The organism is Halomonas sp. C22, assembly GCF_007655045.1.
Classification (GTDB): Bacteria; Pseudomonadota; Gammaproteobacteria; order Pseudomonadales; family Halomonadaceae; genus Vreelandella; species Vreelandella hamiltonii.
Map to the genome: position 1 here is coordinate 539,847 of NZ_VBVC01000001.1, position 26,718 is coordinate 566,564.

A 26,718-nucleotide genomic window follows, 5' to 3' on the forward strand; every position below is an offset into this window, starting at 1 on the left:
GACGTAAAGGTGTGGCACCTTATGAATGAAAAACAGAAAAAATACGGCCTTAAAAATTTAGGCCTTCCTGCTATAGAGACCATATCTGACCTGGCGAATGAAATTAGGCTTTCAGATAATAAAATCAGGTATTTAGCATATCGTGCTCAACATCTATACAAAGTATATTCTATACCGAAAAAAAGTGGCGGTAGTAGACTTATTGCGCAACCTAGTCGAGAGTTGAAGGCTGTCCAAGGGTGGATATTAAGAAATATTTTAGATAAATTGTCTGCTTCTGAGCATTCTAAAGGTTTTGAAAAAGAGAGCTCAATTCTTGATAATGCGATGCCTCATGTAGGTGCTAATTACGTATTGACGGTTGACTTGCAGGACTTTTTTCCTAGTATAAAAGCTAATAAAGTTTATTCTATTTTTTATTCTGTAGGCTATAATAAGTTAATTAGCTCTGTTCTGACAAGCATATGTACTTATGATGGTAGACTCCTTCAAGGGGCACCGACCTCTCCAAAACTTGCAAATCTAATATGTGCTAAATTAGACTCTAGGTTATCTGGGTACTCTGGCCCTTTGGGCATTGTTTATACACGCTATGCTGATGACATAACATTGTCAGGGCAAGCCGCGCGCAAGATTTATAAAGCTAGAGATTTCATAAATGTCATTATTTCAAGTGAAGGTTTTAAAGTTAATGAGAAGAAAACAAAGATTTGTGGAACTCAGCGCCAAAAACGTATTACTGGGTTGGTTGTAAACGAAAATCATGCTGGTATTGGGAGAAAGAGATATAGAGAAATAAGAGTAAAGCTGCACAGGTTATTTGTAGGAAAAAGTGATGATTATAATCATGTTAATGGATTTTTGTCATTCGTTTATGATGTTGACTACAAGAGTTATAAGAAGTTGTTTTTATATATTAATAATTTAAAAGAGAAATATCCAAGTAGTTCTGCTGGTTTAAACATTTTTCCAGAGATTAATAAGAGCTAAGAATTTGTGCTGTTTTTGAAAAGCTGTTTTTATTGCTTAATACTTTTAATAAGAATCGTAAAGTACCTCCTGCGCAGCTGCATAAGGCAGCTGCGCAGGAGGTCACTTCAGTACTTTACGAGAGCGGTCATTGGGCGCTGGAGCCAGTACTACAATGAAGAATGGCCACATCACTGATGGGGTTACTTCAAGGTTCATTATTAAGCAAGTGGAAGATCATATTGAGCCGGCTTGTGATCATAAATAGGAAACGGAAATAAGTCGTTTTCAAACTCAATGGCTCTTTCTATAATTATTTTTGAAAAACTATACGGTGCACCTCCTTTTTGTAGTTCATTAAGTATTTCTGGTTGGCTGTAATTATTCATAACTTGGTTAACTAGAGCTGAAAGTGTTTGATCGCAATATTTTACGTTGTTTTTATATATGGAGGTTAGTATTTTTTTGAGAAGCTTTAGGCTGGATGGTGATGTAGGGTTAATCACTGTTAGATATCCGTTTCTAATGTCGTCAATATAGTTTTTAGCACAAATTATTTTTTTATTTTTAATATCGTACATTATTGCTTCATAATTGGTCTGGGTTGTTTTAAGAAGAGATTCTTTGTTTTCAAAAGCGATAGCTCCGTTTTTGAAAGCCCAGGTTTCTTTTAATGGCCATATATCGATAATCCAGCGATTAAATGTTACACGATGTCCTCCAAATTTATTTTTTATTGCTATATCTTGCAGCTCTCTCTCTTGAATAATCCCAGTATATACAATATCAATATCCGATTTGAAGTTTTTTAAACCATGTATTGCTATATCCCTTATAACGCCACCAAAAATATATGGCTTTCCATGAGGGAATAAGAGGTTGATAAACCGCATTAAAGGTTTTTGGGTTGGAGTGTGATAGTCACAAAAATATACCATTCTCTTTTGTAATGTCTCTATGCTATCAACAATATTTTGATCATCTTGAGCTAATGTGATTTTCATACAAGGGTATAATTTCGTTGTGAGTTCTGATTAAAAAATTTTCTGTCATACCAGAAATGTAGTCAGTCATGAGTTGATAGCGATAATAGTCTAGCTCTCTATCTCTGCCTTCTTCTTTACATTTTCTGAAGGCTCTTTTGAACTCCCTCAGATAGTTCTTCGAGATTAAGGATATAATGTATTTTTGATAGTGATTTTGACCTTTTAAGTTCTCATCGATATTTTCAAATCCTAACCATAGTGCGTCCATTAGTTTTTTGATGTAATTTCCGCCAGTAAGTTCTAGCTTCAGTACTTCTCTGTTATTAAAACCATAGTGTGCTGTGAATTTCTTTAAGCATTTAAGCTCTTTTTTGTATTTAAATGCTTCAGATATCTCATAGTACTTTGGTTCGTTAAGTTGCTTCCACTTTACAGAGTTGTTTGTAAAGTCTTCATTGAATTTTATGGTGGCTTCTGAGAGGAATTTATTTATAACTATGGAGCGAAATATTTCCATGGACACTTCTCTTGTTGTGTCGCTGGTTAGCTTTTCTTCACTTCTACTTTCAAAGTCTTTTATTTTTTCTTCAATAGTGGCGTATATCCTTTCAAAAAAGGCCTGGTCTATATTTTTGTCGCTACCAATCCAGTTTTTTAAATCATTAAACGAAGCGTAACCCTTCTTTATGGTATCTTCTACATCTATAGTAGCATAGGCTATATCGTCACAAACCTCCATGACGAAAGTTAAAGGGTGGCGTTGGTGATTGTTTAAGCCAGTATGTATCCAAACATCTTCAGCTATTTCTTTTTCAGAATAAAAAATCCCTGCTTTTTTATAAGGCCCTAAGTTGTGATTAAATGAGGGATACTTGATTATTGTAGCTAGTGTGGAATAAGTAAGATCCATTCCATAATCACCATCGGCAGCGTGTAAGCGTGTAACCAGCCTTAAAGTTTGAGCGTTTCCATCAAAGTTAATAAAGTCGCTGTAAATAGAAGGTGTGCATGTTTCCTTTTTGTATTTATTGGCCAAGTGTTTTTTGAACCAAACCCGTATTGCCTCTTCGCCCTGATGGCCGAAAGGAGGGTTGCCTAGGTCATGGACAAGACCGGATGTTGCTAAAAGTGAAGGAATATCGCGCAGTAATCTTTTATCATTGACGCCGGAGTGCTTAAAGAAACCATTGCAGCATAACGATACGCCAGCACCTCTAGCTAAATTCGACACTTCATGAGAGTGTGTTAAGCGAGTTCTAATGCTATCGTTATCGTCCAAAGGAAAAACTTGGGTTTTATTTGATAGACGTCTTACAGGAGCAGAAAAAACAATTCTGTCGTAATCTCTTTCAATTTCTGTTCTGTCTGTTTTAGCTACATCAGTTTGCTCTAATTTTTTTTCAGGGTTTTTTCTCCTGTTTGAAGAAAGTAATTTTTCCCAATCCAAATTATTTAGGTCTGATGTTTCTTTTTTCTTGGCTTTAAATAAAGAAGGAATTTTCATTAGCATTTTTACTGTTGTGAAATTTATGTTTAAAATAGAATGCTAGCATAATTTTTGTGAATCACTAACCCTAACCACCTCCCTCACCACCGCCTCATTCAACACCCCGCGCTTGGCTTCCACCACCGTGAGCCATTCGCGGGCGCGGGTGATGCCGGTGTACACCAGCTCGCGGGTCAGAATGGGGTTCAGGGTGGGAGGCAACAGCAGGGCGGTGTGCAAGAACTCTGAGCCCTGGGATTTGTGCACCGTCATCGCAAACACGGTTTCCACCGCATGGAGGCGGGAAGGCAGCACCCAGCGGATGGGCTTGTCGGGGTCGCTGGCGGCACTTGATGAAGGAAAGGCCACTCTCAATAACTTCTGCTGCGGGTTGCGCGGGTCGGGCACGGCCAGGGTGATGCCGATATCGCCGTTCATCAGTTTCAGGCCGTAGTCGTTTTGGGTGACCAGTACCGGGCGGCCCTCAAACCAGCCTTTCTCCAGTGTGTAGTCGCTGCCGAACAGCAGCTTTTCGCCGCGCAGCGTGCTGGCGATGCGCTGGTTCAAGCCTTCTACCCCCCAAGGGCCTTTGCGCAACGCACACAGCAGTTGGAAGTGGCTGTAGGCGCTGAGTACCTCGCTGGCCCAGGAGTCAAAAGCGGTTTGGTTCTCCTCGAACGACTCCCCCCGTGGTCGCTGGGCTTGCAGCACGTTTAGATAGTAGCGGTAGCCGGTGGGCGGGGCGATGGGCTGGCCTTGGTGGTCGGTGCGGCCTTCGCCGTTGCCTGCAAAGCCGTTGGGGCTGCCGTGAATCACCAGCTTATCCAGCGCCGCGTCGTCGCTCATCACCAAATGGTGAATATCCGGGTAGCCGTGGCGCAGCACGGCCGTGACCGCCTGCTGTTTTTCCCGATCACTTTGCGCATGGCTCGGCTGGTTGATGGCTTTGGCCAGTTGGCCGATGCCGCTGTGTTCATTGAAGCGGTGGCTCACCCGTAGCATGGTAATGGCCTGGTCCAGCGGTTGGCCTGCGGGGTCGATGAACTCGGCTGGCAACGGCTGGCCGTTGGCTTGGGCCAGCCATTCAGCGGTGGCCGGGGTGTAGTAGGCGGCTTCCGCGCGGCGGCATAGGTCGCCGAGTACCGAACCGGCCTCTACTGAGGCGAGCTGGTCTTTGTCCCCCAGCAGTATGCACTGGGCATGGGCGGGCAGGGCGCTGAGGGTGGCGGCCATCATTTCGATATCCACCATCGAGGCTTCGTCGATCACCAGTACGTCCAGCGTCAGCGGGTTGGCGGCGCTGTGGCGGAAGTGGCGGGTGTCGGGGCGTGCGCCGAGTAGGCGGTGCAGTGTCGTCACTTCCGTGGGAATCTCGATCTCGCTAGCTGCCACAGAAGGTGAGTGTTCACTTAACAGCGTTGCCAACTCAGCGAGCGGTAACGCATTCACTTGCCCGGCGATGGATTCGTTCAAGCGGGCGGCGGCTTTGCCGGTGGGGGCGGCCAGGCGGATGCGCAGCGGCTGGCGGGGGTGCTGGGCGAGTTGCAGGGTTTGCAGCAGGGCGAGCAGGCGCACCACGGTGGTGGTTTTGCCGGTGCCGGGGCCGCCGGTAATGATACCGAAGCGGCTGCGGGCGGCCAGGGCGCAGGCGGTTTTTTGCCAGTCCAGGGCGTTGCTTGGCTTGAACAGAATGTTCAGGGCTTGGGGGAGTAACCCAGGGTGACTGGCGTCACCCATCGCCCAATGAATTGGCCTCCCACTTTGGCTTTCTGAGCCTGTGCTTGCTGTGTGGCTAGTGGTTGGCTTGGCTGTCAGAGGAACTGGCCTCCCACCTTGGTTTTCTGAGCCTGTGCTTGCTGTGTGGCTAGTGGTTGGCTCGGCTGTCAGATGAATTGGCCTCCCACCTTGGCTTTCTGTGCCTGTGCCTGCCAGGCGGGCGGCGATGTGTTGGTGGAGGCTTTGCTCGTACTGCCAGTAGCGGCGCAGATAGAGCCGCGTGCTGGGCGTGCCGCTGGCTGAGTGAGTGGTTACTACTACCAGCGGCGTGTTGCCGGGGCCTTCGCTGGTGAGCAGCGGGTGGTGCAGGGCGGCTTGCCATTCGCTGAGCGTGAGCGTGGCCAGCACGTCGCTGGGTAGCGGCGGCGGGTCGGTGAGGTCGTCGCCTTCGGGCGGTAGCGAAAGGGCGAAATCCGGCGCGTTGAGCGTGGCGTTGATATCCAGGCACACGTGGCCCCGGCCTAGCTGGTGGCTGGCCAGCGCTGCCGCCAGTAGCAGCAGCGTGGGGGCATCCGGTGCTTCGCTGGCGAGAAAACGCACCAAGGCGCGGTCCAGGTCCCGCAGCCAGCCGCGTGCTACCCAGCGTTCGCATAGGGCCAGCAGTTCCGGGGTGCTACTGAGTGCAGGGTGAGCGCTGGCGGTGGGCGCATCGCCGAACATGTCGAAGGTGTGGGTGTCGTGCTGGCGGCTCATGCCGTGGCCTCCTGCTGGGTGGCGTGGGGCTCGCCTGCAAACAGGCTGTCCAGGGCTTCGATGAGTTCAACCGGGGCGGGCTCGCCCACCACGCCACGCCCAGGGCTGCGGCTGCCGCGCAGGAATACTGTCATCGAACCGCCCAAGTGCTGGTGCGGGTCGTAATCCGGCAGGCGCGCTTTTAACAGCCGGTGCATGGCGAGCAGGTAGAGCGCAGCCTGAAGGTCGTAGCGTTTGGCGAGCAGCGCGTGGCGCAGGGCTTCTGGCTCGTAGGCGCTGTCGTTGGGGCCCAGGTAGTTCGATTTCCAGTCCAGCACGTAGAAGCGCCCCTGATGCTCGAAGGCCAGGTCGATGAAGCCTTTCAGCATGCCGTTGAGGGTGTCGGCATCCAGCGCGGGGCGCTCGATGCCTGGCAGTAAGTGCTTGCTCACCAGCGCGTCGATGGCCTGGGTGTTCACCCGCTTGGCGGCAAACCAGAACTCCAGCTCTACCTGGTAGCTTTCCAGCTCATTCAGCGCCACGCTTTGCGGGGTGGGCGCGGCCAGCGGTAGCGGCGTGGTGAGCAGGGCGCTTAGCCAGCCCGCCAGCGGCTCTTGCCACGCCTGCCAGCCGCGTAGCTGCACCCGCCGCCACAGCATGTCGTTGAGGGCTTCTCTATCATTTGCGGCAGCATCGAAACCTTGCTTGCCCGCCCACTCCAGCAGCCCGTGCAGGAAGGTGCCGGGGCCGGGGCCACGGGGGAATTTGTGCAGGTGATACGCTTCCGGTTGGGAAAGATCCCGAGGTTCATCCAGTACTTCGAAGGCGGTGGCTTCCTGGGCGGTGGTGGGCTCCAGCGGTGGCAGCACCGGGGCGGTGAGCGTGCCGGAAAGCCGCAGCGCGGAGTAGCTGGCAATCCACCAGTGCTCCTTGGCCGGGCGCGTGGGCGTGCGGGCGTGGCCCAGGGTGGTGCTTTCCGCCACGGGCGTCACGCGATCAGCGGTGGGCTCGGGCGGCATGCCGAGGTGGATGTCGCTGCCTTCCACCAGGGCATCGAGCGCCTTGGGGAGCGCATCGGGGGAAAGGGTGCTGCCACCGGTCAACAGGTAGCCCAGCGCGCTGTTTTCCAAGCCTTTTAGCGGGGCCAGCCCCAGCCAGGTGGCGTGGCGGGCACGGGTGAGCGCGACGTAGAGTTTGCGCAGGTCTTCCCCCAGCCGTTCGCGGTCGGCGGTGGCGAGTATCGTGTCATCGGCGTCCAGGCTGAGCTGCAGGTTGCCCTCGCTGTCGTGCCAGCGCAGTGGTACGTCTTCGGCTTTCACCGGCCGGTGGTTGGCGATGAAGGGCAGGAACACCAGCGGGTACTCCAACCCTTTGGATTTGTGGATGGTGATCACCTTGACCAGATCCGCGTCGCTCTCCAGGCGCAGCTTGTGGCTGTCGCCGTGGCTTTCCGGGTCGGCAATGGCATCAAACAGAAAGCGAATCAGCGCGTGTTCGCCGTCCAGCTCGGCGCTGGCCTGTTGCAGCAGTTCGCCCAGGTGCAGCAGGTCGGTGAGCAAGCGCTCACCCTCTTCGAACTCTGCCAGCAGGCGGGCGGGAATCTCGAAATCCACCATGATGCGGCGCACCAGCGGCAGCACGCCCTGGCGCTGCCACAGGCGGTGGTAGTGGCTGAACTGCTCGACCCGCGCTTCCCAGGCCAGCTCGTTCTGCTGCAGGTGGTCCAGCTCGGCAAGGCTGAGCCCCAGCACTGGGGTGGCCAGCGCGGCGCGCAGGTGCGCTTCGGCCTGGCGGGAGCTGGCCAGCGGCTCGGCGCAGGCGCGCAGCCAGCGCTCTACCTGGGCGGCCATGGGCGAGCTGAACACCTTGTCGTGGTCCGACAGGTACACGCTCTTAACCCCTCGGCTGGCCAGCGCCTGACGAATGGCGCGGGCTTCCTGCAGGCCGTTCACCAGCACCGCCATATCGGAAGGCTTGAGCGGGGTGAGCGCGTCGTCGGTTTGAAAGCCGCTCTTGCCGTGTTGGCCAGCGTTGAGCAGTTCCGCCATGTACGAGGCGCAGCGTTCGGCCATTTCGGTCTGGTAGGCGGTTTTGGAGAGCGGCTCGTCGGCGGCGAGTGGCCAAAGCGTCATGGCGGGCAGTGGTTGGCCCTGGTGAACGAGCTGTTCACTTCGGCCTTTGGCGTCTACCGGCAGAAACGGCAGTGGGTTGTCGCCGCCTTCTTCGCGGAACAGGAAGGCCCCTGCCGGATGTTCATCGGCATAGCGGAAGCAGTGGTTCACTGCCGCTACCATGGCGCGGCTGGAGCGGAAGTTGGTGCCCAGCGTTACGTGGCGGCCTGCGGTGTCTTCGCGGGCTTTCAGGTAGGTGAAGATATCCGCGCCGCGAAAGGCGTAAATGGCCTGCTTGGGGTCGCCGATCAGCAGCATGGCAGCGTCGCGGCGGGGTTTGGCGACCTCGTACACCGCGTTGAAGATGCGGTACTGGATGGGGTCGGTGTCCTGGAATTCGTCGATCAGCGCCACGGGGAACTGGCGCAGTATCTGCGCGGCCAGCGCCTCCTTGTTGGGGCCTTGCAGGGCGCGGTCCAGGTGGGTGAGCAGGTCGTTGGGGCCCATTTCGGCGCGGCGCTCCTGCTCCCGCTCCAGGCGCACCTTGCACCACTGCACGGCATGAATCAGCAGGTCGTTGCGTGGCTCGGGCAGCGTGTTGAGGGCGGCGGGCAGCTCGGCCAGCGCTTGCCAGGCCTTCGGGCAGGGTGGCGCGCCCTCTTTCCATATTTCCGCCATGCCGTCCGGGGTCAGGCGTTTCCAGGCGGCGGGGGTGAGCGCGGGGCGCTCTAGGTCGCTGTCGCTCCACTCCCGCAGTGCGCCTAGCCAGTTGGCGCGGCTTTTGGCGTTGAAGCTTTGGCCTTTGAAGGCTTTGCGCGTGGCGGCGTCTTCCAGTGCGGGCACCAGGTCGTCCAGCCATTCGGGCCAGGGGGCTTTCAGGGTGCTGAGCAGGGCGCTGCGCTCGGCGGCGGCGGTGCTTAAGGTGTGCGTGGGCTCGGGGCGTGGGGCACCCAGCGCATCGCTTTCGTGGAGCAGTTTGCGCACGTCCTGATGCAGGTGGTCGGGGGATTTCCAGTAGCCGGTGATGCTGCCCAGCGCCTCGGCGTCCAGCGGGTAGTAGAAGGTGCGCCAGTAATCGCGCACCACTTCTTGCTCCAGTTCGTGCTGGTCGTTTTCCAGGTTGAGCGAGAACAGGCTGCCGCTATCGAAGGCGTGTTCCCGCAGCATGCGGTAGCACCAGCTGTGGATGGTGGAAACCGCGGCTTCGTCCATCCACTCGGCGGCCAGCTCCAGGCGGCGAGCACAGGCGGGCCAGGTGGCCTCGGGGTACTGGCTGCGCAGCGCCAGAAGAAGAGAGTCTTCCCCCTGATCACGAAATACGGCAGCCGCCTCCACCAGCCGATGGCGAATGCGTTCGCGCAGCTCCTGGGTGGCGGCATTGGTGAACGTGACCACCAGAATTTCCGGCGGGGTGAGCGGGCGCACGAAGGCGGTGTCGTCCTCGCCGTGCTGCCCGCCCAGCACCAGGCGCACGTAAAGCAGCGCGATGGTGAAGGTTTTCCCCGTGCCCGCGCTGGCTTCGATCAAACGGCTGCCGTGAAGCGGCAGCGTCAGCGGGTTCAGCGGGGCGGGCTGGCTCATTCTTCTTCTCCGAACATCACGGCAGGCGGAAAGCAAAGCGCCTTGGGTGGGTGACCCAAGGCACCGGCACTATATCGCGTCGCCGGGTGCTGGGCAAAAGAGCAAAGCAGCGTTAGAGGCTGGTTTGAAAGACGCTATCGAACTCGCTGGAGAAGTCTTGGGTGGCTGGAAAAATCCCTAATTGTTCAGCGCTCCATGTCACGAGTCTTTTTGACATGATGAGAAGAACGTCAGAAAGTTCGTTCAACAGGTTAAAGTGCTCTGCTATTTGCGCGTAGTGCGTCGAGTAATCATGAGCGGCAATATTGCGAATGGCACGACAACGCTGCCAGTCGCTGGTGGCGTCCACGACGCCTTGTTTTTCAAACAGCGAAAGGACTTTGAGAAAGCTGTCGGTCGATTCACCTGCCAACAGAGCGCTGTGCCTCATGGCAGACGCAATGGAGTCCTGGAGTTTGGCAAAGCGCTCATTGATAGCGGCCAGTGTTTCAAAAAGGTCGACGTCTTTTTTATGGTCGGCTAACCAGTCACCGTCCAAAGGCCATGTGACTTTTTTGCGTGACTGGTGAAGAAACCAGGCGCAACGCTGGATGGCTTCAAGCAGCTGCGCCAGATAACGCTGCTGTTCGCTAAGGACATCTTGGCTCATGCCGCTTCCTCAAGCGTTATTGAGCGTGACTGTGCGAGCGCCATGGCTTGAAACGGGGTGGGTTCCGCCTTTTTTACGTAGGTTACGAGATCGAACGGTAGCTGGAGGCGCTGTTCAAGCGCCATTTTGAGTTCAGCGCAGGCAAGTAGCGAAATAGCGGTGGGCGAGATAAGCAGTAAATCGACATCGCCGCCTCGCTTACCATCGTCTAGTCGCGAGCCGAATACATGCACGGCCACCGAAGGCCCAGCAAACTCACGGACGGCTGCCAGAATAAGCTCACGCTGTGATTGAGAAAGACGCATGGGGTCTGCTCCTCGCTGAACGCTAATGTTTTAAAGGTTAGCACTCTATTGCCGATGGCGGATAGTCGCTCAACTGCCCGCAAGTTAGGGCAAAAGAGGGCAGGGTGTGAGGTATCGCTGCCAACTGCTAATCTAGTGGGCTAGCCGCTCTTGGCGATCTGTTGACGCTGGTGAAGGGATCTCATGCTGACCTCGCTTCTGGATAACGATTTCTACAAGATCACGATGCAGAATGCCGTGATCAAACGCTTTCCCTATGCCCATGCCCGTTACGCCTTCATCAATCGCGGGGAGCATGCCTTTCCCGAGGGCTTTGGTGAGGCGCTGCGCGGGGAGGTAGACCGCATGGTGGCGCTGTGCTTGACCGAGGAGGAGAAGCGCTATCTGGAAACCACTTGCCCTTACCTGGACCCCACCTATCTCGATTTTCTGGCGGGCTTTCGTTACGACCCCCGCGAGGTGACCATCGAGCAGCAGGGCAGCGAGCTGTCGGTGGTGATCGAAGGGCCTTGGTACCGCACCATTTTATGGGAAGTGCCGCTGATGGCGCTGATCAGCGAGCTTTGGTATCGGCTGCGCGGCGTGGCGGTGTCGGAAGAGGATGAAGCGCTCATCGAGCAGCGCACCCGGGAGAAGATCGAACTCTACCGCCAGCACGGGCTGAAGATTGCCGAGTTCGGCACTCGTCGGCGCTTCTCGTTTGCGGTGCACGACCGGGTGGTGGAAGCGCTGCGCCACTACGGTGGCGAGGCCTTTAGCGGCACCAGCAATGTGCTGCTGGCCATGCGCCACGGGGTGAAGCCCATCGGCACCCACGCCCACGAGTGGTTCATGTTCCACGGGGCGCGTTTCGGTTTCAAAATGGCCAACAGCCTGGCGCTGGAGCACTGGGTGGATGTGTACCGGGGGGATTTGGGCATCGCGCTCACCGATACGTTTACCACGCGGGCATTTTTCGAGAGCTTCGACAAGAAGTTCGCCAAGCTGTTTGACGGTGTGCGCCACGATAGCGGCGACCCGATCGAGTTCGCCGATGCCACCATTGCCCATTACCGGCGCCTGGGCATCGACCCGCTGAGCAAGACCATCATCTTCTCCGATGCGCTTACCCCTGAAAAAGTGGAGCGCATTCGCGCTTTCTGCCAGGGGCGCATTGGCATGGCCTTCGGGATCGGCACCAACTTCACCAACGATATCGGCGTGGCGCCCATGAACATGGTGATCAAGATGGTCGAGGCCCGCCCCGAAGGGCAGGGCTGGCTGCCGGTGGTGAAACTTTCCGATGTGCCCACCAAGAACACCGGCGACCCTGAGATGATTGCGTTGGCGAAGCGCATTTTATCGCTGGGCGGCAAGGGAGATGAAAGCCCGCTGATCTGAGGCTGCCTGGGGCAGCCGCATGCTAAACTGCTCTTTGTATCGCACTTTGTGTTCTGGAGGCCGCCGTGCAGGATGCCCATCGCCGTAAGCTCCCCATCGGGATTCAGACGTTCTCGGATATCCGCGAGGGCGACTATTACTACGTGGATAAAACGCCGCATATCGAGCGCCTGGTCAACCAGAACAAATACTACTTTCTCTCGCGGCCGCGCCGCTTCGGCAAAAGCCTGTTGCTGGATACGCTACGCTGCCTGTTCGAGGGCCGCCAGGCGCTGTTCGAAGGGCTCCATATTCACGACAGGTGGGATTGGCAACAGCGTTACCCGGTCATTCGTATCAGCTTTGCCGATGGTGTGATGCAGAGCCGTGAAGCGCTGGATGAGCGTATTCGTGATCAGCTCCGGGTGCAGCGTGAGCGGCTGGGTATTACCCAACACCACAAGACGGATATACCCGGTGAATTTTCAACTCTGATTCGCAGCGCCCACCAGCAATATGGCCAGCGGGTGGTGGTACTGATCGACGAATACGACAAGCCGATTCTGGATAACATTCTGGAACCTGAGCGTGCCCGTGAACTGCGTGAGGGGTTGAAGAACCTGTATAGCGTGCTGAAAGATGCCGACCCTCATTTGCACTTCGTGCTGCTCACCGGGGTTTCCAAGTTCAGTAAGGTGAGCTTGTTTTCGGGGTTGAACAACCTCAACGATATCACCCTTGACGACCCTTTCAGCACGCTTTGCGGCTATACCGACGAAGACATCGATACGGTGTTCGCACCGGAACTACCCGGCTTGGATCGTGAAGCCATTCGTCAGTGGTACAACGGCTACCGCTGGGGTGGGCATGAGGTGGTGTCTGTCTACAACCCGTTTGATGTGCTGCTGCTGTTTCAAAAGCGCGAGTTTGCACCGTACTGGTTCGAGTCTGCCACGCCGACGTTCCTGGTCGATATTCTTAAACAGCGGGGGGTATTTACGCCCTCACTGGATCACTGGGAAACCGAGTATGAACTGCTCAGCCAGTTCGATGTGGATCAGATCAGCACCGAAGGCCTGCTGTTTCAAACCGGCTACCTGACCATCCAGCAGGTAGAGGAGCCGCTGCTGGGATACCGCCAGTACACTCTGGGCTTCCCTAACCGTGAGGTGGAAACCAGCCTCAACCACGCCTTGCTGCCATCGCTGGGGGTCGAAAACGCCCCGCGTGAACGCAGGACGCTGTTCCGCCATTTAAGCCAGCATGACCTTATCGGCTTAGAAGCGCACCTAAAGGCACTCTATGCCGGGCTGCCCCATGACTGGTACCGCAACAACCCAATTGCTCGCTACGAAGGGCATTATGCCAGCATCTTCTACAGCCACTTCGCGGCCCTGGGGCTGGATGTAACGGTGGAAGATGCCAGCCACCACGGCAAGGTGGATATGAGCGTGAACTTTGGCGGGCATATCTACCTGTTCGAGTTCAAAGTGGTGGAGCAACTGCCGGAAGGTCAGGCGCTGGCGCAAATCAAGCAGAAGGGGTACGCCGACAAGTACCGCGCCTCTGGCAAGCCCATACACCTGATCGGCGTCGAGTTCTCCAGCGCCAAACGCCAGATTGTGGCGTTCGATGTGGAAACGCTCGACGCGGTGTAACCCCCTTGCTGGTTTACCCTTTGACGGCCTGATGAAGCGGCGCGTAGAGCGCATCCACCAGTGTGGCAAAAGTGTGTCCGTTGGCCTGCTCGAAAAACAGTCGCTCGAAGCGGGGCCACTGGTGGCTTAAATACGCGCTTTGCGCGGCTTCGCCGGTGACCTTGTAACCCCCTTCATAGGCGGCTTCGGCGGCAGCAAAGGCGTCGCTGTCTCGGCCTTTCTCCTGCGCTATCTCCGGCGTGCCTTGCTTGGCCAGCCAGGCAAAACCGGCCTGTGGGGCCAGCGGCAGCGAGGTTTGCAGGCCCGCTTGCCAGGCGGCGAGCTGAGTTTCCAAGTGCTGGCGGGCGGTGTCGGCGGCTACGGGTTCCAGCGTGACATGACCGGCTTTGGAAAGTAGCAGGGAGGTCATCGGGCCGCTGAGGTTGCCTGCCAGGTGGGCAACCCAAGGGCGCAGCAGGTGGCTCCAGCGGTACTGGCCGCGCCCGCTGCCCTGGCTGATCAGGCTGCTGCTGAGCAGAAGCAGGCGGCAGCGCTGGCCTGCCTCATCCTGGCGCAGCTCGCCCAGGGGTTCTTCCAACGTGAGGCCGTGGGCCTCGAACTGCACCTGTGCGTCTGGCAGCGCGTGCGGCCACGCCGTGAGCGCTTCTTCGTAGGCGTTGAACAACTCTTCCATGGGGTCGGCGAGGGCATCGCGCATGCGCTCGCCGAAGGCACCCATGGCCAGTACCCCTTGGCCTTGAAAGCGCTCCAACGCGTCGTGCAGCGCCTCGATACGCGGTTGGCCGTGATCCACCGCGTGGCGCTGGGCGGCAATCAGCTGGTCCTGGAGCTGCCAGTTTTGCAGGCCATCCAGCGCGAAGGGCTCGGCGTCCAGCTCGGCGATTGTCTCCTGCTCGAAATAGACCCCCAGCCGGGTATTGAAGAAGCTGCGCACCGGCTCGCGCAGAAAGCCGCCCAACTGGGCCAGCGAGAGGCTGGTGGGGGCGTTTTCCGGCGCGGGTAGCATGCGCTCCACCGCAGGCGGCCTGCGGGGGGCGTGCACTTCCCGCCATTCGTGGGCGTAGGTGAACAGGCGGCCCGCCGGGTGGTTGAAGTAAGCGCGGCTGAACGGCTGCAGCGGGTGTTCGGTGGTGAGTCTTTCCAGCAGCGGCGCGCCGGTGTGCGTTTGCCAGCCAGCCTCCAAATGATCGCGCAGTTGGCCCACCAGTACCGAGGGGGGCAGCGGGGAGTTGTCGATCTGGCTGCGGCCCATCCAACTGATGTAGAGCTGGTCCCGGGCGGAGAGCAGCGCTTCGAGAAACAGGTAGCGGTCGTCTTCCCGGCGGGAACGGTCGCCGGGACGGTAGTCGCTGCCCATCAGGTCGAAATCCAGCGGTGGCTGGGAGCGGGGATAGTCGCCGTCGTTCATGCCCAGCAGGCACACGCGCTTGAAGGGAATGGCGCGCATGGGCATCAGCGTGGCAAAGTTGACCGCCCCGGCCAGGAAGCGCTGGGAAAGGCTGTGCTCATCGATCTGCGCTAGCCAGTGCTCCCGCACCATGGAGAGCGGCAGCGGGTCGTCGAGTTCTGCTTCCTGGCTGCTTTCCAGCATCTGCTGCAAGCCGTTTTCCAGCTTGGTGAGCATGATGCTTTCCTGGGCATCGTCGGTGAGGAAGAAGGTTTCCAGCAGTGCCCGCAGCCGCGCCACCCAAGTGGCAGCATCGGTGGGTTGGCAGAAGGTTTCCCAAGTGGCGTCGAGTTTTTCCAGCAGCGTGGCCAGCGGCCCTGCCAGGCCCGCTTCCAAGCCGCCAATATCATCGAAGGGCTCGATGCCTTGCCAGGCGTGGCCGTCGCCCACGGTGTAGCCCAGCAGCAGGCGGCGCAGGCCGAAGGCCCAGGTGTTCTGGCTCAGCCCGCCGGGCAGCTCCAGCCGCTGGCGCTGCTGGGCGTTCAGCCCCCAGCGGATGCCCGCGCCTTCCATCCAGCGCTCGAGCACCGGCAGGTCGCGCTCTTCCAGGCCAAAGCGCTGGCGCAGGGCGGGCACTTCCAGCAGGTCGAGCACATCGCTGACTGTCAGGCGCAGCTCTGGCAGGCGCAGCAGTTTTTCCAGCGCGATCATCAGCGGCAGGCGGTGGCGGCTGGCCTGGTCGGAGAGCGTGTAGGGAATATGCCGGGGGTCGTCCGTGGGCAGTTGGCCAAATACCGCTTCGATGTGCGGGGCGTAGCGGTCGATATCCGGCACCATGACGATGATATCGCGCGGGCGCAGGGCGGGGTCGGCGCTGAAGGCGGCCAGCAGCTGGTCGTGGAGAATCTCCACTTCCCGCTGGGGGCCGTGGGCAATATGAAACACGATGGAGTCATCGGTGGCGGGCAGCGCTGGCCACTGGCCTTGGGTTTCTGCCACCGGGCGCAGCTCGCGGATATCGTCTTGCAGCTGGCTGAGCAGGCAGTGGCGCTCCTCGCCGCTGAACGGCTCGAACATATCGATGCGCAGCGCCTGCTGCTCGAAAAGCGTTTGGTAGTTGCCCGCGTCGTCGTGCTCATCGAGTAAGCGCAGATAGTCGCGGCCCTGCTTGCCCCAGGCGGCCAGCAGCGGCTGGGCGTGCAGGTGCAGGGCGTCATCGGCATCGCCAGTGCCCAGTACGTCCAGCGTGTCGGGCATGCCGGTCTTGCGCCGCTGGCGATAGCGCTGGGCGCGCAGCAGGTCTTTGTGTTCGATGATGTCCGCCCAGTAGAACTGGCAGGGGTTGTGCACGCACAGCACGATCTGGCAGCAGCGGGAGAGCGCCGCCAGCGCTTCCAGGGTTTGTTGAGGCAGCGACGAAATACCGAAAATGATCAGCCGACGGGGCAGTCCTGGCGGGCAGGCCTGCCCTTCCAGCTGTTCGGTGGCTTTCAAAAAGCGCTGGTGTACCTGGGCGCGGCTGCTGTTCAGCCCGGCATCGCCTTGGGTGGCGGCCACATCGTCACGCAGGATGCGCCACAGCGCAGGCTGCCAGCACTGGTGCTCTTCCAGCGGGCGGTGTTCGCCTCGGGCGGTAATCAGCACATCGTGGCCGTTGGCCCAGGCGTCCAGCCAGTCGGCGCGGTACACCTGGTACTGGTCGAAGAGATCCGCCAGCCGCTCGGCCAGCTGGTAGTGCTTGCGCTGGTCGCGGTCGGTTTCCAGAAACTGCGCCAGTGGTTCGAACACCGGCTTCCCGGCTAGGGTAGGCAGCAGACGCAGCAGCCGCCACACCAGGCGCGATTTATCGAACGGCGAGGTTTCCGGCACGGCGTCGGCATCGTGGGAAACGTGGGTGAGCACCCGGCGGTAGGCCTGCCATAAAAACCGCGCGGGCAGCATCACGTCCAGCGCCGCTGCAATACCCGCGCCGCCGTTGCCGGGGTCTTCCGCCAGCGCAAGCTTCAGCCACTGCCCAATGCCGTTGCTCTGGACCAGAATGGTTTCGTTCTCCAGCGGCCCCAGCGGGTGCAGGCGCATCCACTCCACCGCCAGCCCCCGCAAGTCCTCCAGCCGATTGGCGTGCACCACCATGAACCCGGGGGTGAGCGAAGTGGGGGAGAGCAGGGCATTGGCAGGCATACGGCGGCGTTCCTTCACGGCAATCGGCGTCACGGGGATGCGGTCACGCTATGGTGCCATAAGTTGGGAGTGCTCGCGTGCATCTGGAGTAGGAACTTTTATATGCCTTGGGTTATCATAAAAGATAACTTTGATGGGGCGGGCTATGGACTGGCAGGTTGAGTTTTACCCAGGTGTGGAAAAAGAAATTCTAGGCATGCCGCCTAAAATACAGGCCAGAATGCTCCGGTTGCTGGAGATGGTAGAGCAGCATGGTGCTCACTTAGGGCCTCCTCACACGGAGTCCATGGGTGACGGCCTGTTTGAAATTCGAGCAAAGGCACAAGAGGGGATTGGCCGTTCCTTGTTCTGTTACGTGCATGGGAAACACATCGTCGTCCTGCACGCATTCGTCAAGAAAAGCCAGAAAACGCCGCGTCAGGCGTTAACATTAGCGCGGACAAGACAGCGCGAGGTGCAGTCATGATGAACTTAAAGGCATTAAAAGAGCAGGCGCTTCAGAACCCTGAGGTGAAGGCGGAATATGAACGTCTGGCACCGGAGTTTGCATTGGCCTCCACGCTTATTTCAATGCGCCAGCGTGCCGGGCTGACTCAGGAAGAACTTGCCAAACGTCTGGAGACGCAGAAAAGTAACATTAGCCGCCTGGAGCGAGGAAGTAGTAACCCCGGTTGGAAAACGTTGCAGCGCTATGCAGATGCCTGCGGCTTCGAGCTGACGGTACATGTGGAACCACAAAAACAATCCTCCCACTAAACAACCAATCGCTCCCATGACGGCGGCCTTTCGTGCGTCATCGGTTCAAATCGAAAGTCACCGGAGTCTTCTAGTGCCGCCGATGGGAGGGCGAGCATCATTACCAAAAGGAGCGGCTTACGGCGCTTCTTCTTCCTTGAACGCCTTCAATCCGCCTTCGATATTCACCACTTGGGTATAGCCCAGTTGCTGGAGGGTGTCGGCGGCCAGGGCGCCGCGATTGCCGCCTGCGCAGTGGCACACAATGGGCGTGTCTTTATCGGGAATCGCTTCCTGGATGCGCATTTCCAGCGTGCCCCGGCTGATGTTGAGGGCGTTTTCGATATGCCCCTGCTCGTACTCTTCCTTGTCTCGCACGTCCAGCACCACGTGGCCCTGGGCGATGCGCTGCTTGGCATCGCTGGGCGATACCTGGGTGGTGCTCTGTTTGGCGGCTTCTGCAAGGCGTAGAAACTCTTCTGAATGATGGGCCATGGGGGCTCCTGGTAGGTGGCGTTGGAAAGATTCTCAACGTTGCTCAACCGTCATGGGCATGTCAATAAAATCGTGTATGGTTATCGGCTGCCTGTTGTTCAACGTTGCAAGGAGCCGAGCTTATGTCGGAACCCCGTCCTTCCTCTGATACTGCCGTATCGCCTGCTCGCATTCGAGAGGTGTTCTGGGCCTTTTTGGCGCTGGGGCTTACCTCGTTTGGCGGGCCGGTGGCGCACTTGGGCTATTTTCGTACGGAGTTCGTGGCCCGCCGCCAGTGGCTCAGCGAGAAAGCCTATGCGGATTTGGTGGCGTTGTGCCAGTTCTTGCCCGGCCCGGCCAGCAGCCAGGTGGGGTTTGCCCTGGGCCTGCTGCGGGCTGGCCCCTGGGGGGCGGCCATGGCCTGGCTGGCCTTCACGCTGCCTTCCGCGCTGGTGCTGGCGCTGTTCGCCATGGGGGCGGCGGTGCTGGATGGGCCGATGGCCAGCGGCATCATCCACGGCTTGAAAATCGTCGCGGTGGCCATCGTGGCACACGCCGTATGGGGCATGGCGCACAACCTTTGCCCGGATAAAACCCGGGCAGGCATTGCCTTGGCGGCGGTGTTTGCCGTGGCCATGGTCAGCGGCCCGCTAGGGCAGGTGAGTGCGATTGTGCTGGGGGGTATGGTAGGGCTGTTGCTCTGCCGCGAAAGCGCTCAGGGCGAGCTGGCGGATTCGCTGCACTTTGCGGTGTCGCGCAAGGTGGGCTTGATCTCTCTGGGGCTGTTCGTGGCGCTGCTGGTGCTGTTGCCGCTGCTGGCGGGCGGCGCCATGTGGCTGGCGGTGGTGGATGCCTTCTACCGCTCGGGGGCGCTGGTGTTTGGGGGCGGCCACGTGGTGCTGCCGCTGCTGGAAGCCGAAGTGGTGCAGTCAGGCTGGATCACGGCGGATGAGTTCTTGACGGGCTATGGCGCTGCACAGGCCGTGCCGGGGCCACTGTTCACCTTTGCGGCTTACCTGGGCGCACTGCTGCCTGGGCTGCCCAGCGTGATGGGTGCGGTGCTGGCGCTGCTGGCGATTTTCATTCCCGGCTTCCTGCTGCTGGTGGGCGTGCTGCCGTTCTGGAACCGTTTTCGCCAATGGGGCAGTGCCCAGGCGCTCATGCGCGGTGCCAACGCGGCCGTGGTGGGGATTCTGGGGGCTGCGCTCTACGACCCCGTCTGGACCAGCGCGGTGGTGGGACCGTACGAGTTTGCCCTGGCGCTCACGGGCTTTTTGCTACTGACCGTGTGGAAGCTGCCAGCCTGGCTGGTGGTGATCGTGGTGGCCTTGGGCGGGATGGTGATTGCGGCGTGAAGCGCAGCGCCTGACATGAACGATTCGCCCCACGAGCGTGGGGCGATCAGGCATTACCCATGTACAGCGCACACCTATGGTGCAGTACAGGTGTGGTGCCGAGGTGTGATGGGGAAGTGACGTCGAGGCTGCGGCTATGGCGCCTCCAGCTCTAAGGTGCGACGCAGGACATTGAGTTCGTCAATATTCAGATGCTCCAGCCTTCCGGCGAGCAGGTCGCTGATCTTCTGTACTGGCAAGCCTGCCCGGCGGGCAATTTCTCGGCTTCCCAGGTCTGATACGGCGATCAGACGTGTGATGATGCGCATGAGGCGCGTGCGTTTTTCCAGTTCCCTGACATCGAGGTCAGGGCTGCTTCGCGGAGGATCCTGCACTTCTGCGTGAGCAGTCGAGTATGCCGTACTCATGTGACTCCATGGGTCTGAAATGACAAACACACAATGCCGCCAACTCACGCGCTTTTCAATGCCTATTTAGATGAAAATTTCACGACCATGAGACAGCCCGCAAACGCGCTGGCTCTGGTAAACTATGCCCCTTCCCATTTTTTCAATGAGCCGCAGCCTGTACGCGGCTCGTTCCACTGTTTTTCGCTAGAACAGGCCATGGGCCGAGGAGTTATTGCATGTCGAACAGCGCACCCAAGGTGGGCGTGATCATGGGGTCGAAGTCGGATTGGCCGGTCATGGAGCACGCGGTGGCGATGTTGGAACGGCTGGGTGTTGCCTACGAAACCCGCGTGGTCTCGGCACACCGTACCCCGGACCTGCTGTTCGACTATGCGAAAAGCGCAGCGGAACGTGGCCTTCAGGTCATCGTGGCGGGCGCTGGCGGCGCGGCGCACCTGCCGGGCATGGTGGCCTCGCAAACGGCGCTGCCGGTGCTGGGTGTGCCGGTAGAGTCCAAGGCCTTGAAGGGGCTGGATTCGCTGCTCTCCATTGCACAAATGCCGGGTGGCATTGCCGTGGGCACGCTGGCCATCGGTAAAGCCGGGGCCACCAATGCGGGGCTGCTGGCGGCGCAAATCGTCGGCTTGCAGGACAGCGCCGTGCGTCAGGCCGTCGAGGCCTTCCGAGCAGAGCAAACGCAGCTGGTGCTGGATAACCCGGACCCCCGCCCGGATGCGCCTGCGGCCAGCGAATCGGCACAATAGGAAGCCCATCATGAGCGTGCATAGCAATCGCGTAAAACACATTGGCGTACTGGGTGCCGGGCAACTGGGCCGTATGCTGGCGTTGGCGGGCTACCCGCTGGGCAACACGTTTACCTTTCTGGACACCACCGGCAACCCCAGTGCCGGTATCGGTGAGGTGGTGGTCGACCCGGATAATCAGCATCTGGCGGCGTTCCTCGACAAGGTCGATGTGGTGACCTACGAGTTCGAGCACCTGCCCGTGGCGCTGGTGCAGCAGATCGAACAGCACAAGCCGGTCTACCCCAGCAGCCGTGCCATTGCCGTGTGCCAGAACCGCGTGGAAGAGAAGGCGCTGTTCGACCGGCTGGGCATCCCGACGCCTGCCTACCGGGTGGTGGAGAGCGCCGAGCAGTTGCAGGCCGCTGCCACTGAGCTGGGTTGCCCCGTGGTGGCCAAATCCGTCACCGAAGGGTACGACGGCAAGGGCCAGGCGGTGCTGAGAGCGCCAGAGCAGGCCCAGGCCGCCTGGGAGTCGATTGGCCATTCCCGGTTGATCGTGGAAGCCTTCGTCGATTTCGTGCGGGAAGTGTCGCTGATTGCCGTGCGTGGCCGCGATGGGGAAGTGGTGTTTTACCCCATGGCAGAGAACCAGCACGTAGACGGCATTCTGCGCTATTCGGTGGCGCCGCTGCCCGACCTGGACGACAGCGTTCAGCAAACCGCCGATGGCTACATTCGTGCGCTGCTGGATGAGCTGGATTACGTGGGCGTGCTGGCGCTGGAGCTGTTCCAGACCCGCGACGGTAGCCTGCTGGCCAATGAGATGGCCCCGCGGGTGCATAACTCCGGCCACTGGACCATGGACGGCGCGGTGACCAGCCAGTTCGAAAACCATCTGCGGGCCGTACAGGGCTTGCCGCTGGGTTCGACTCAGGCGATTGGCCCCACCTGCATGGTCAACGTGATTGGGCAAGAGGGAGACAATCCCGCGCTGCTGGCGATTCCCCATACCCACCTGCACCGCTACGACAAGGCCGAGCGGGCGGGGCGCAAGCTGGCCCACGTGAACGTCGTGGCGGCCAGCCATGCCGAGCTGCTGGAAAAAGTACGCGCCTGCCAGGCACTGCTGCCGGGTGCTCCGGCGGTCGAGTGGAGCTTTGCCGACTCGCTCTGAGACGTGCGTTCGATGGCTGTCATGGCCTTTTCAAAGCCGCCCTTAGAGGCGGCTTTTTCATGTTCGAAGGCTACTTTTACTGCGTAAACATGCTAAAAGATAGGGCGTGATAAAACGTTTGTATTAATCAATAAGATTGGCCCATAAGCCGACGAAAACGGGGGTTCTATGTCGCCCAGCAAACCAGTGGCGTCGACGGCAACTGCGTCAGGGTTACGCAGCGGCTACCAGCGTGATCACCATCTCACCCTGCAACAGCTGCGCGGAGAAAAAGTGCGGATGTTGTATGACAACCTTTGGCAACCGGTGCTCAGCAGCGTTTTGGCGGGCGGCTTGCTGGTGGCGGCGATGTGGCCCGTGGTGGAAGGCTGGGTACTGCTGGGTTGGTACACCGCCTTGGTGGTGGTGTCGGGATTGCGTTTGGCGTTGGCTCACCGTTTCAAGCGCTTGCCGATTCAGCAGCAGCAACGGCACCGGTGGCTGCGCTGGTTTGCCATGGGGGCCATCGTTTCCGGGGTGGTGTGGGGCAGTACGGGAGTGCTGCTGTTCAGCCCTGAATATCCGGGGCAAATTGCGGCGCTGTCGATCGTGCTGGCCGGTATCGCGGCGGGGGGCGTCACGACGCTGTCGTCGGTGTGGTGGGTGGCCACTGGCTTCGTATTGCCCATCCTGTTGCCTTTGAAATTCCAGTTCATGCTGATGGGAACCTCGCTTTCCGTGTTGATCGGGCTGATGCTGGTGCTGTTTCTGCTGCTGATCCTGATCACCAGCCGCCGCTTGAGCCGAACCATCCATGACAATATCGCCCTGCGCGTTACCATGGCGGCCCGTGAGGCGCAGCTTCGGGAAAGCGAAAACCGCTATCGCTCGATTTTTCAGCACTCCCCCCTGGGTGTTTTGCACTTTGACGACCAGGGGCAGATCACCGACTGCAACAACAAGCTGCTGGAGATCCTGGGCGTCGAGCGTTCTCGGCTGCTGGGCTATCGCATGCTGGACCGTTCAGCCGACCGAAGCGTTGCCCGGGCCGTTTCCGCGGCGCTGGAAAAAGGCACCGGCTACTACGAGGGGACCTATCGGCTACCCAAGGCCAGTGAGGGGACGCCGCTGCGAGCGTTCTTCAACGGCGTACATGGCATGGGCAACCGGATGATCGGCGGCGTGGCGATCATCGAAGACTTCACCGAGCGCAAGCGCAGTGAGGAGATCATTTATCGCCAGGCGTACTACGATGCGCTGACGGACCTGCCCAATCGGCGCCTGTTCATCGAGCGTATGGCAACGCTGTGCCAGGAGGAGGAGACGCCGCAGCGGGGTGGCCTGGTGATGTTCATGGACATGGACCGCTTCAAGCTGATCAACGACACCCTGGGGCATGCCGCGGGCGATGACCTGTTGGTGCAGGTGGCGCGGCGCTTGGAGTCGTGCCTGCGTGACGGTGACATGGCCGCCCGGTTGAGTGGCGATGAATTCGTGCTGCTGGCGCAGTTTTCAGAGCCTGATCTGGACAAGCTGAGCGCCCTGGCCGAGCAGTACATGCAGCGAGTGAAGCAGGCGCTGTCGGGGGAGTACCGGCTGGAGAGCCGCTGGGTAGAGGTGACCCCGAGTATGGGGTACACCTGCTTTGAAGCGTCTACCTGTGACCATGCCGAAGTGCTCAAGCAGGCCGATACCGCCATGTATCAGGCCAAGCTGGAAGGTCGTGATCGGCTGCGCCGCTACCAGCCCTGGATGCAGGACGAGGTCAATCGGCAGGTGGCAGAAAAGACGTTCAACCAGCCAGTTGGCCGCTGATCAATAGCCACAGGGCAATCAGGGCGAAGTGCCCTGGGTACCAGGCCAGCCACAGACGGCGTGGCATGGCCAGCGCCACGGGCGGTACGCGCTGGGCGGCGCCTGCGGCCAGCATCAGCACCAGAACGCAGGTGCCGACGGTAAAGGATTTGGCCATGTCCGATGCGTTCATCTGACCGGCGATCCAGAGCACCGGAAACGCCGCCAGACCCGCCCATAGCCTTGATTTGAGGGCATCGCGGGTCTCGCTGAGGGCCTGCATGGCAAACATGAACAGCGGAATCAGCAGCAGGCCGTTGTGGCCATACTCCACCCAGAAGCCCAGCAGATACCAGACGGTGACACACACGGTGGCCCCCAGCATCAGCCAGCCCAGGCCCAGCGTTTGTGCCTGGTAGTGCTGCCACCCCTGGCGTACCAAGGCACCGAGTGCCAGGCCGCTGGCCAGCGTAAAGCAGACATTCAGGATAAACGCATCCGAGGCCCTGGGCATCATCATGTAGGGCACTTGTGCCGCGATACCGATGATCAGGATACGGCGTGCGTAGCGCAGCGGGTTGCGGGTGTTGAACAGGCCGTGCCAGGCCACCATGGCAGCAAACAGCGGAAAGGCAATGCGCCCAATCGAAGAGCCCGCCCAGCCCAGGTCCCAGGCATCGGGCAGTACGTAGCGGGTCAGGTGGTCCACGGTCATGGTGAACAGCGCAAGCCACTGGCCCCAGGCGGTCCAATGGGACGAGGGGCGCATCGTCTCGGGTAGGCCCGTGGAGGGCGTTGCGTGTGCCGCTGAGTGTTCTGCCATGTTACCTCCTTGTAAAAGCGCATTATGCCATTAAAGACCCGCATTGGCTGAGCAAGTTCGCTGGGTGGCCTCGGGCGCTCAGGGGGCGCTGAAAATCGGTTTGCCCAGTGCCCACACGTGGTCAATGGCCCAGCGACCTTCGCTCAACACGATGAAATCGGCATCCGAGCCGGGTATCAGGCGGCCTTTTTGGGGAAGCTTCAAGGCATCGGCGGCGGTGGTGGTAGCACATTGCAGGGCGTGCTCCATGCGGATCTGGTGGTCGTTGACACACTCGCCCAACACGTCGAACAGGCTGCTGAGTCTGCCGGGTTTCAGGCCCACGAAACGGCGCTGGTCATCGAACTCCGGCAGCGAGGCGTTGGCGTCCGAGGAGAGGCTGAGCTGGCTCGGGTCGATCCGCGCTTTCAGTGCCCGCGCTACCGCCTCGGAGGCGGGCACTTCGCCACCGGCCAGCAGCTCGGGGGTGGTGCTGGTGGTGAAGTCGATGCGCCCGCCTTCACGGGCAAAGCGCAGGCCGTCTGCGAACAGGGCGCCGGTACGGTTGATGTGGGTCGGGTAGAACTGCGTGATGGGAATGGCGCTGGTGCTGGCCACCTGACGCAGTGGTTCCAGGTAGGAGTCGGCGTCGCCGGTATGAATGAACACGATGCCGGATTTGCCTGCCAGCAGCCCGGCCGTGCGGGCGTCGGAAGCCAGTCGCGTCAGCTCCTGGGTGGTGGGCTGGGAGCCACGGTGGTCGCTGATGGCCACTTCGCCCACCCCGATGAATTCCGGCACGTAGAGAATGTCGCTGGCCACCGTGCCGGTCAGCGTGACCGGAGGCAGCTGATAAGAGCCGGTGTAGGCGTAGGTGCTCAGCCCACCGGCAGCGAGTTCCCGCGCCTTGCCGATCAGGTTGGCGGGGGTGCGGGTAAGGGCATCGGTGCCCAGAGCGCCAATCAGGGTGGTCACGCCTGAAGCGCAGGCGTCTGCCAGGCTGAGTTCTGCAGTGCGGTTGCCAAACCCGCCTTCACCGCCCCCGCCAATGTAGTGCACCAGCGGGTCGACCAGCCCCGGAATCACCCGACGTCCCTCCAGGTCGATGGTCTTGATCAGCGTGCCCAGTTGGTACGCTTCGTTGGCATCCAGCACGGCCGCGATGCGCTGGTCGGCGATCAGCAGGTGGCACAGCCCGCGGGGTTCTGGGGCAAAAAGCTGGGCGTTTTTGACAAGTGTCAGCATGGGCTTTCCGGAAAAGTGATGAGCAAACGTTACGCGCCGACCAAAGGCCGGCGCGTGTAGGCGGGGTGGCGCGGTTCAAGCGCGGCGACCGCCGATCTTACAAGCGTACATCGTAGTTGAAGTAACGGTTCATGATTTCATCATAAGTGCCGTTCTCTTTCACCGCACGCAGGGCGTCGTTGAAGCGTTCGGCGAGGGCCTCGTCACGGGGGCGAAACGCTACGCCAACACCCTTGCCAAAGATTTCCTCGGGCTCTTTGATGAAGTCGCTGATGCGTTGGAAGTCGCTTTCGGGCGTGTCGATGTCGATGGCGGCTTCGGCAATCGGGTAGTCCATGAACGTCAGGTCCAGGCGGCCTGCCAGCAGGTCGGTGACCACATCGTCCACACCGGTATAGCGGCGAATTTCCAGCACGTCGCCGTAGAGTTCGGTGACATAGTTATCCTGCAGGGTTGCTCGCTGTACGCCGACCGTGAGCCCTTCCAGGCTGGCCCGGTCTTCGATGTCGATATCGTGGGCGTGGGTCGTGATCCAGGCGCTGGGAGTGGTGTAGTAAGCCTCGGAGAACAGCACACGCTGGGCGCGCTCGTCGGTAATCGCCATGGACGACATGATGGCGTCGTAGTTGCGGGCCAGCAGGCCGGGAATGATGCCGTCCCAGTCTTGTTCTACCCAGGTGCAGCTCACTTCCAGGTAGTCGCATACGGCATTGCCCAGCTCGATTTCAAAGCCGGTGAGGGTGCCGTCGGCTTCCCGGTACATGAAGGGCTCGTAGGGAATATCCACACCCAGACGGATCTCGTCGTAGTCCCGGGCCAGTGCGGCAGTGGATACCATGGAAAGTGAAGCACCAGCCGCCAGCACGGCAGCCACGGACAGCGTTGCATAACGCATGGTCAGTCTC

Annotated in this window: 21 protein-coding genes; 9 read left to right on the plus strand and 12 right to left on the minus strand. The window is 59.0% G+C overall.

All coding sequences use genetic code 11. The features are described from left to right. Positions 1–21: 21 nt before the first annotated feature. Positions 22–990: a retron St85 family RNA-directed DNA polymerase gene (locus FEU76_RS02500; protein WP_144980081.1), complete on the plus strand. Its 969-nt coding sequence runs from the start codon at positions 22–24 to the stop codon at positions 988–990. A gap of 200 nt (positions 991–1,190) precedes the next feature. On the opposite strand, the gene FEU76_RS02505 is transcribed toward FEU76_RS02500, so the two are convergent. From FEU76_RS02505 to FEU76_RS02530, 6 genes are all read right to left on the minus strand, one after another. After that, positions 1,191–1,973 carry a hypothetical protein gene (locus FEU76_RS02505; RefSeq protein WP_144980083.1) on the minus strand — a complete coding sequence of 261 codons (783 nt, stop codon included), beginning with the start codon at positions 1,971–1,973 and terminating at the stop codon, positions 1,191–1,193. Then, a complete protein-coding gene (gene dgt, locus FEU76_RS02510) occupies positions 1,948–3,459 on the minus strand; it encodes a dGTP triphosphohydrolase (protein ID WP_186299074.1) in 1,512 nt (503 codons plus the stop codon). Before dgt ends, FEU76_RS02505 begins: the two co-directional genes overlap by 26 nt. A 42-nt stretch (positions 3,460–3,501) precedes the next feature. Next, the gene (gene recD / locus FEU76_RS02515) at positions 3,502–5,910 is read right to left on the minus strand and encodes an exodeoxyribonuclease V subunit alpha (protein WP_144980089.1); all 2,409 of its coding nucleotides are present in this window, start codon (positions 5,908–5,910) and stop codon (positions 3,502–3,504) included. After that, positions 5,907–9,581, minus strand: coding sequence for an exodeoxyribonuclease V subunit beta (recB, locus tag FEU76_RS02520; protein WP_144980092.1), 3,675 nt, complete (start codon positions 9,579–9,581; stop codon positions 5,907–5,909). Before recB ends, recD begins: the two co-directional genes overlap by 4 nt. A 112-nt stretch (positions 9,582–9,693) precedes the next feature. Continuing rightward, on the minus strand, positions 9,694–10,230 hold the full coding sequence (locus tag FEU76_RS02525) for a hypothetical protein (protein WP_039175960.1): 537 nt from the start codon (positions 10,228–10,230) through the stop codon (positions 9,694–9,696). After that, positions 10,227–10,535, minus strand: a complete 309-nt coding sequence (locus FEU76_RS02530) for a nucleotidyltransferase domain-containing protein (RefSeq protein WP_039175961.1) — start codon at positions 10,533–10,535, stop codon at positions 10,227–10,229. Before FEU76_RS02530 ends, FEU76_RS02525 begins: the two co-directional genes overlap by 4 nt. A 183-nt stretch (positions 10,536–10,718) precedes the next feature. Here FEU76_RS02530 and pncB point away from each other — a divergent pair, with 183 nt between their 5' ends. Beyond that, positions 10,719–11,915 (plus strand): nicotinate phosphoribosyltransferase, encoded by a 1,197-nt coding sequence (gene pncB, locus FEU76_RS02535; RefSeq protein WP_081192284.1) that lies wholly within the window; start codon positions 10,719–10,721, stop codon positions 11,913–11,915. Positions 11,916–11,980: 65 nt separating this feature from the next. Beyond that, entirely contained in the window at positions 11,981–13,552 is a 1,572-nt protein-coding gene (locus tag FEU76_RS02540; protein WP_144980095.1) for an ATP-binding protein, read from the plus strand. Positions 13,553–13,565: 13 nt separating this feature from the next. Here FEU76_RS02540 and recC read toward each other — a convergent pair whose 3' ends face one another. Next, a complete protein-coding gene (gene recC, locus FEU76_RS02545; RefSeq protein WP_144980098.1) occupies positions 13,566–17,120 on the minus strand; it encodes an exodeoxyribonuclease V subunit gamma in 3,555 nt (1,184 codons plus the stop codon). A gap of 145 nt (positions 17,121–17,265) precedes the next feature. Between recC and FEU76_RS02550 the strand changes: the two genes are divergently transcribed. Further along, the gene (locus tag FEU76_RS02550; protein ID WP_039176121.1) at positions 17,266–17,586 is read left to right on the plus strand and encodes a type II toxin-antitoxin system RelE/ParE family toxin; all 321 of its coding nucleotides are present in this window, start codon (positions 17,266–17,268) and stop codon (positions 17,584–17,586) included. Further along, a complete protein-coding gene (locus FEU76_RS02555) occupies positions 17,583–17,876 on the plus strand; it encodes a helix-turn-helix domain-containing protein (RefSeq protein ID WP_235263858.1) in 294 nt (97 codons plus the stop codon). Before FEU76_RS02550 ends, FEU76_RS02555 begins: the two co-directional genes overlap by 4 nt. Before the next feature lie 117 nt (positions 17,877–17,993). Here the strand turns inward: FEU76_RS02555 and FEU76_RS02560 are convergent, their stop codons facing one another. Then, complete coding sequence (locus tag FEU76_RS02560) at positions 17,994–18,350, minus strand: rhodanese-like domain-containing protein (RefSeq protein WP_144980100.1); 357 nt, start codon at positions 18,348–18,350, stop codon at positions 17,994–17,996. A 122-nt stretch (positions 18,351–18,472) separates the two neighbouring features. On the opposite strand from FEU76_RS02560, the gene chrA reads away from it, so the two are divergent. Next, entirely contained in the window at positions 18,473–19,684 is a 1,212-nt protein-coding gene (chrA, locus tag FEU76_RS02565) for a chromate efflux transporter (protein ID WP_144980103.1), read from the plus strand. 134 nt (positions 19,685–19,818) lie between these two features. Here chrA and FEU76_RS02570 read toward each other — a convergent pair whose 3' ends face one another. Beyond that, the gene (locus tag FEU76_RS02570; RefSeq protein WP_039181926.1) at positions 19,819–20,091 is read right to left on the minus strand and encodes an XRE family transcriptional regulator; all 273 of its coding nucleotides are present in this window, start codon (positions 20,089–20,091) and stop codon (positions 19,819–19,821) included. Between the two features lie 218 nt (positions 20,092–20,309). Here FEU76_RS02570 and purE point away from each other — a divergent pair, with 218 nt between their 5' ends. From purE to FEU76_RS02585, 3 genes are all read left to right on the plus strand, one after another. After that, on the plus strand, positions 20,310–20,837 hold the full coding sequence (gene purE, locus FEU76_RS02575) for a 5-(carboxyamino)imidazole ribonucleotide mutase (RefSeq protein ID WP_016916523.1): 528 nt from the start codon (positions 20,310–20,312) through the stop codon (positions 20,835–20,837). 10 nt (positions 20,838–20,847) lie between these two features. Beyond that, a complete protein-coding gene (locus FEU76_RS02580) occupies positions 20,848–21,993 on the plus strand; it encodes a 5-(carboxyamino)imidazole ribonucleotide synthase (protein ID WP_039181929.1) in 1,146 nt (381 codons plus the stop codon). 168 nt (positions 21,994–22,161) lie between these two features. Beyond that, positions 22,162–23,787 (plus strand): diguanylate cyclase domain-containing protein, encoded by a 1,626-nt coding sequence (locus FEU76_RS02585; RefSeq protein ID WP_144980105.1) that lies wholly within the window; start codon positions 22,162–22,164, stop codon positions 23,785–23,787. Here the strand turns inward: FEU76_RS02585 and FEU76_RS02590 are convergent. The 3 genes from FEU76_RS02590 to FEU76_RS02600 form a co-directional block, all read right to left on the minus strand. Continuing rightward, on the minus strand, positions 23,765–24,589 hold the full coding sequence (locus tag FEU76_RS02590) for a TraX family protein (protein ID WP_144980108.1): 825 nt from the start codon (positions 24,587–24,589) through the stop codon (positions 23,765–23,767). The genes FEU76_RS02585 and FEU76_RS02590 overlap by 23 nt on opposite strands. Positions 24,590–24,667: 78 nt before the next feature. After that, positions 24,668–25,813, minus strand: coding sequence for a beta-aspartyl-peptidase (iadA, locus tag FEU76_RS02595; protein ID WP_144980110.1), 1,146 nt, complete (start codon positions 25,811–25,813; stop codon positions 24,668–24,670). 97 nt (positions 25,814–25,910) lie between these two features. After that, complete coding sequence (locus FEU76_RS02600; protein ID WP_016916528.1) at positions 25,911–26,708, minus strand: transporter substrate-binding domain-containing protein; 798 nt, start codon at positions 26,706–26,708, stop codon at positions 25,911–25,913. Positions 26,709–26,718 lie beyond the last annotated feature (10 nt).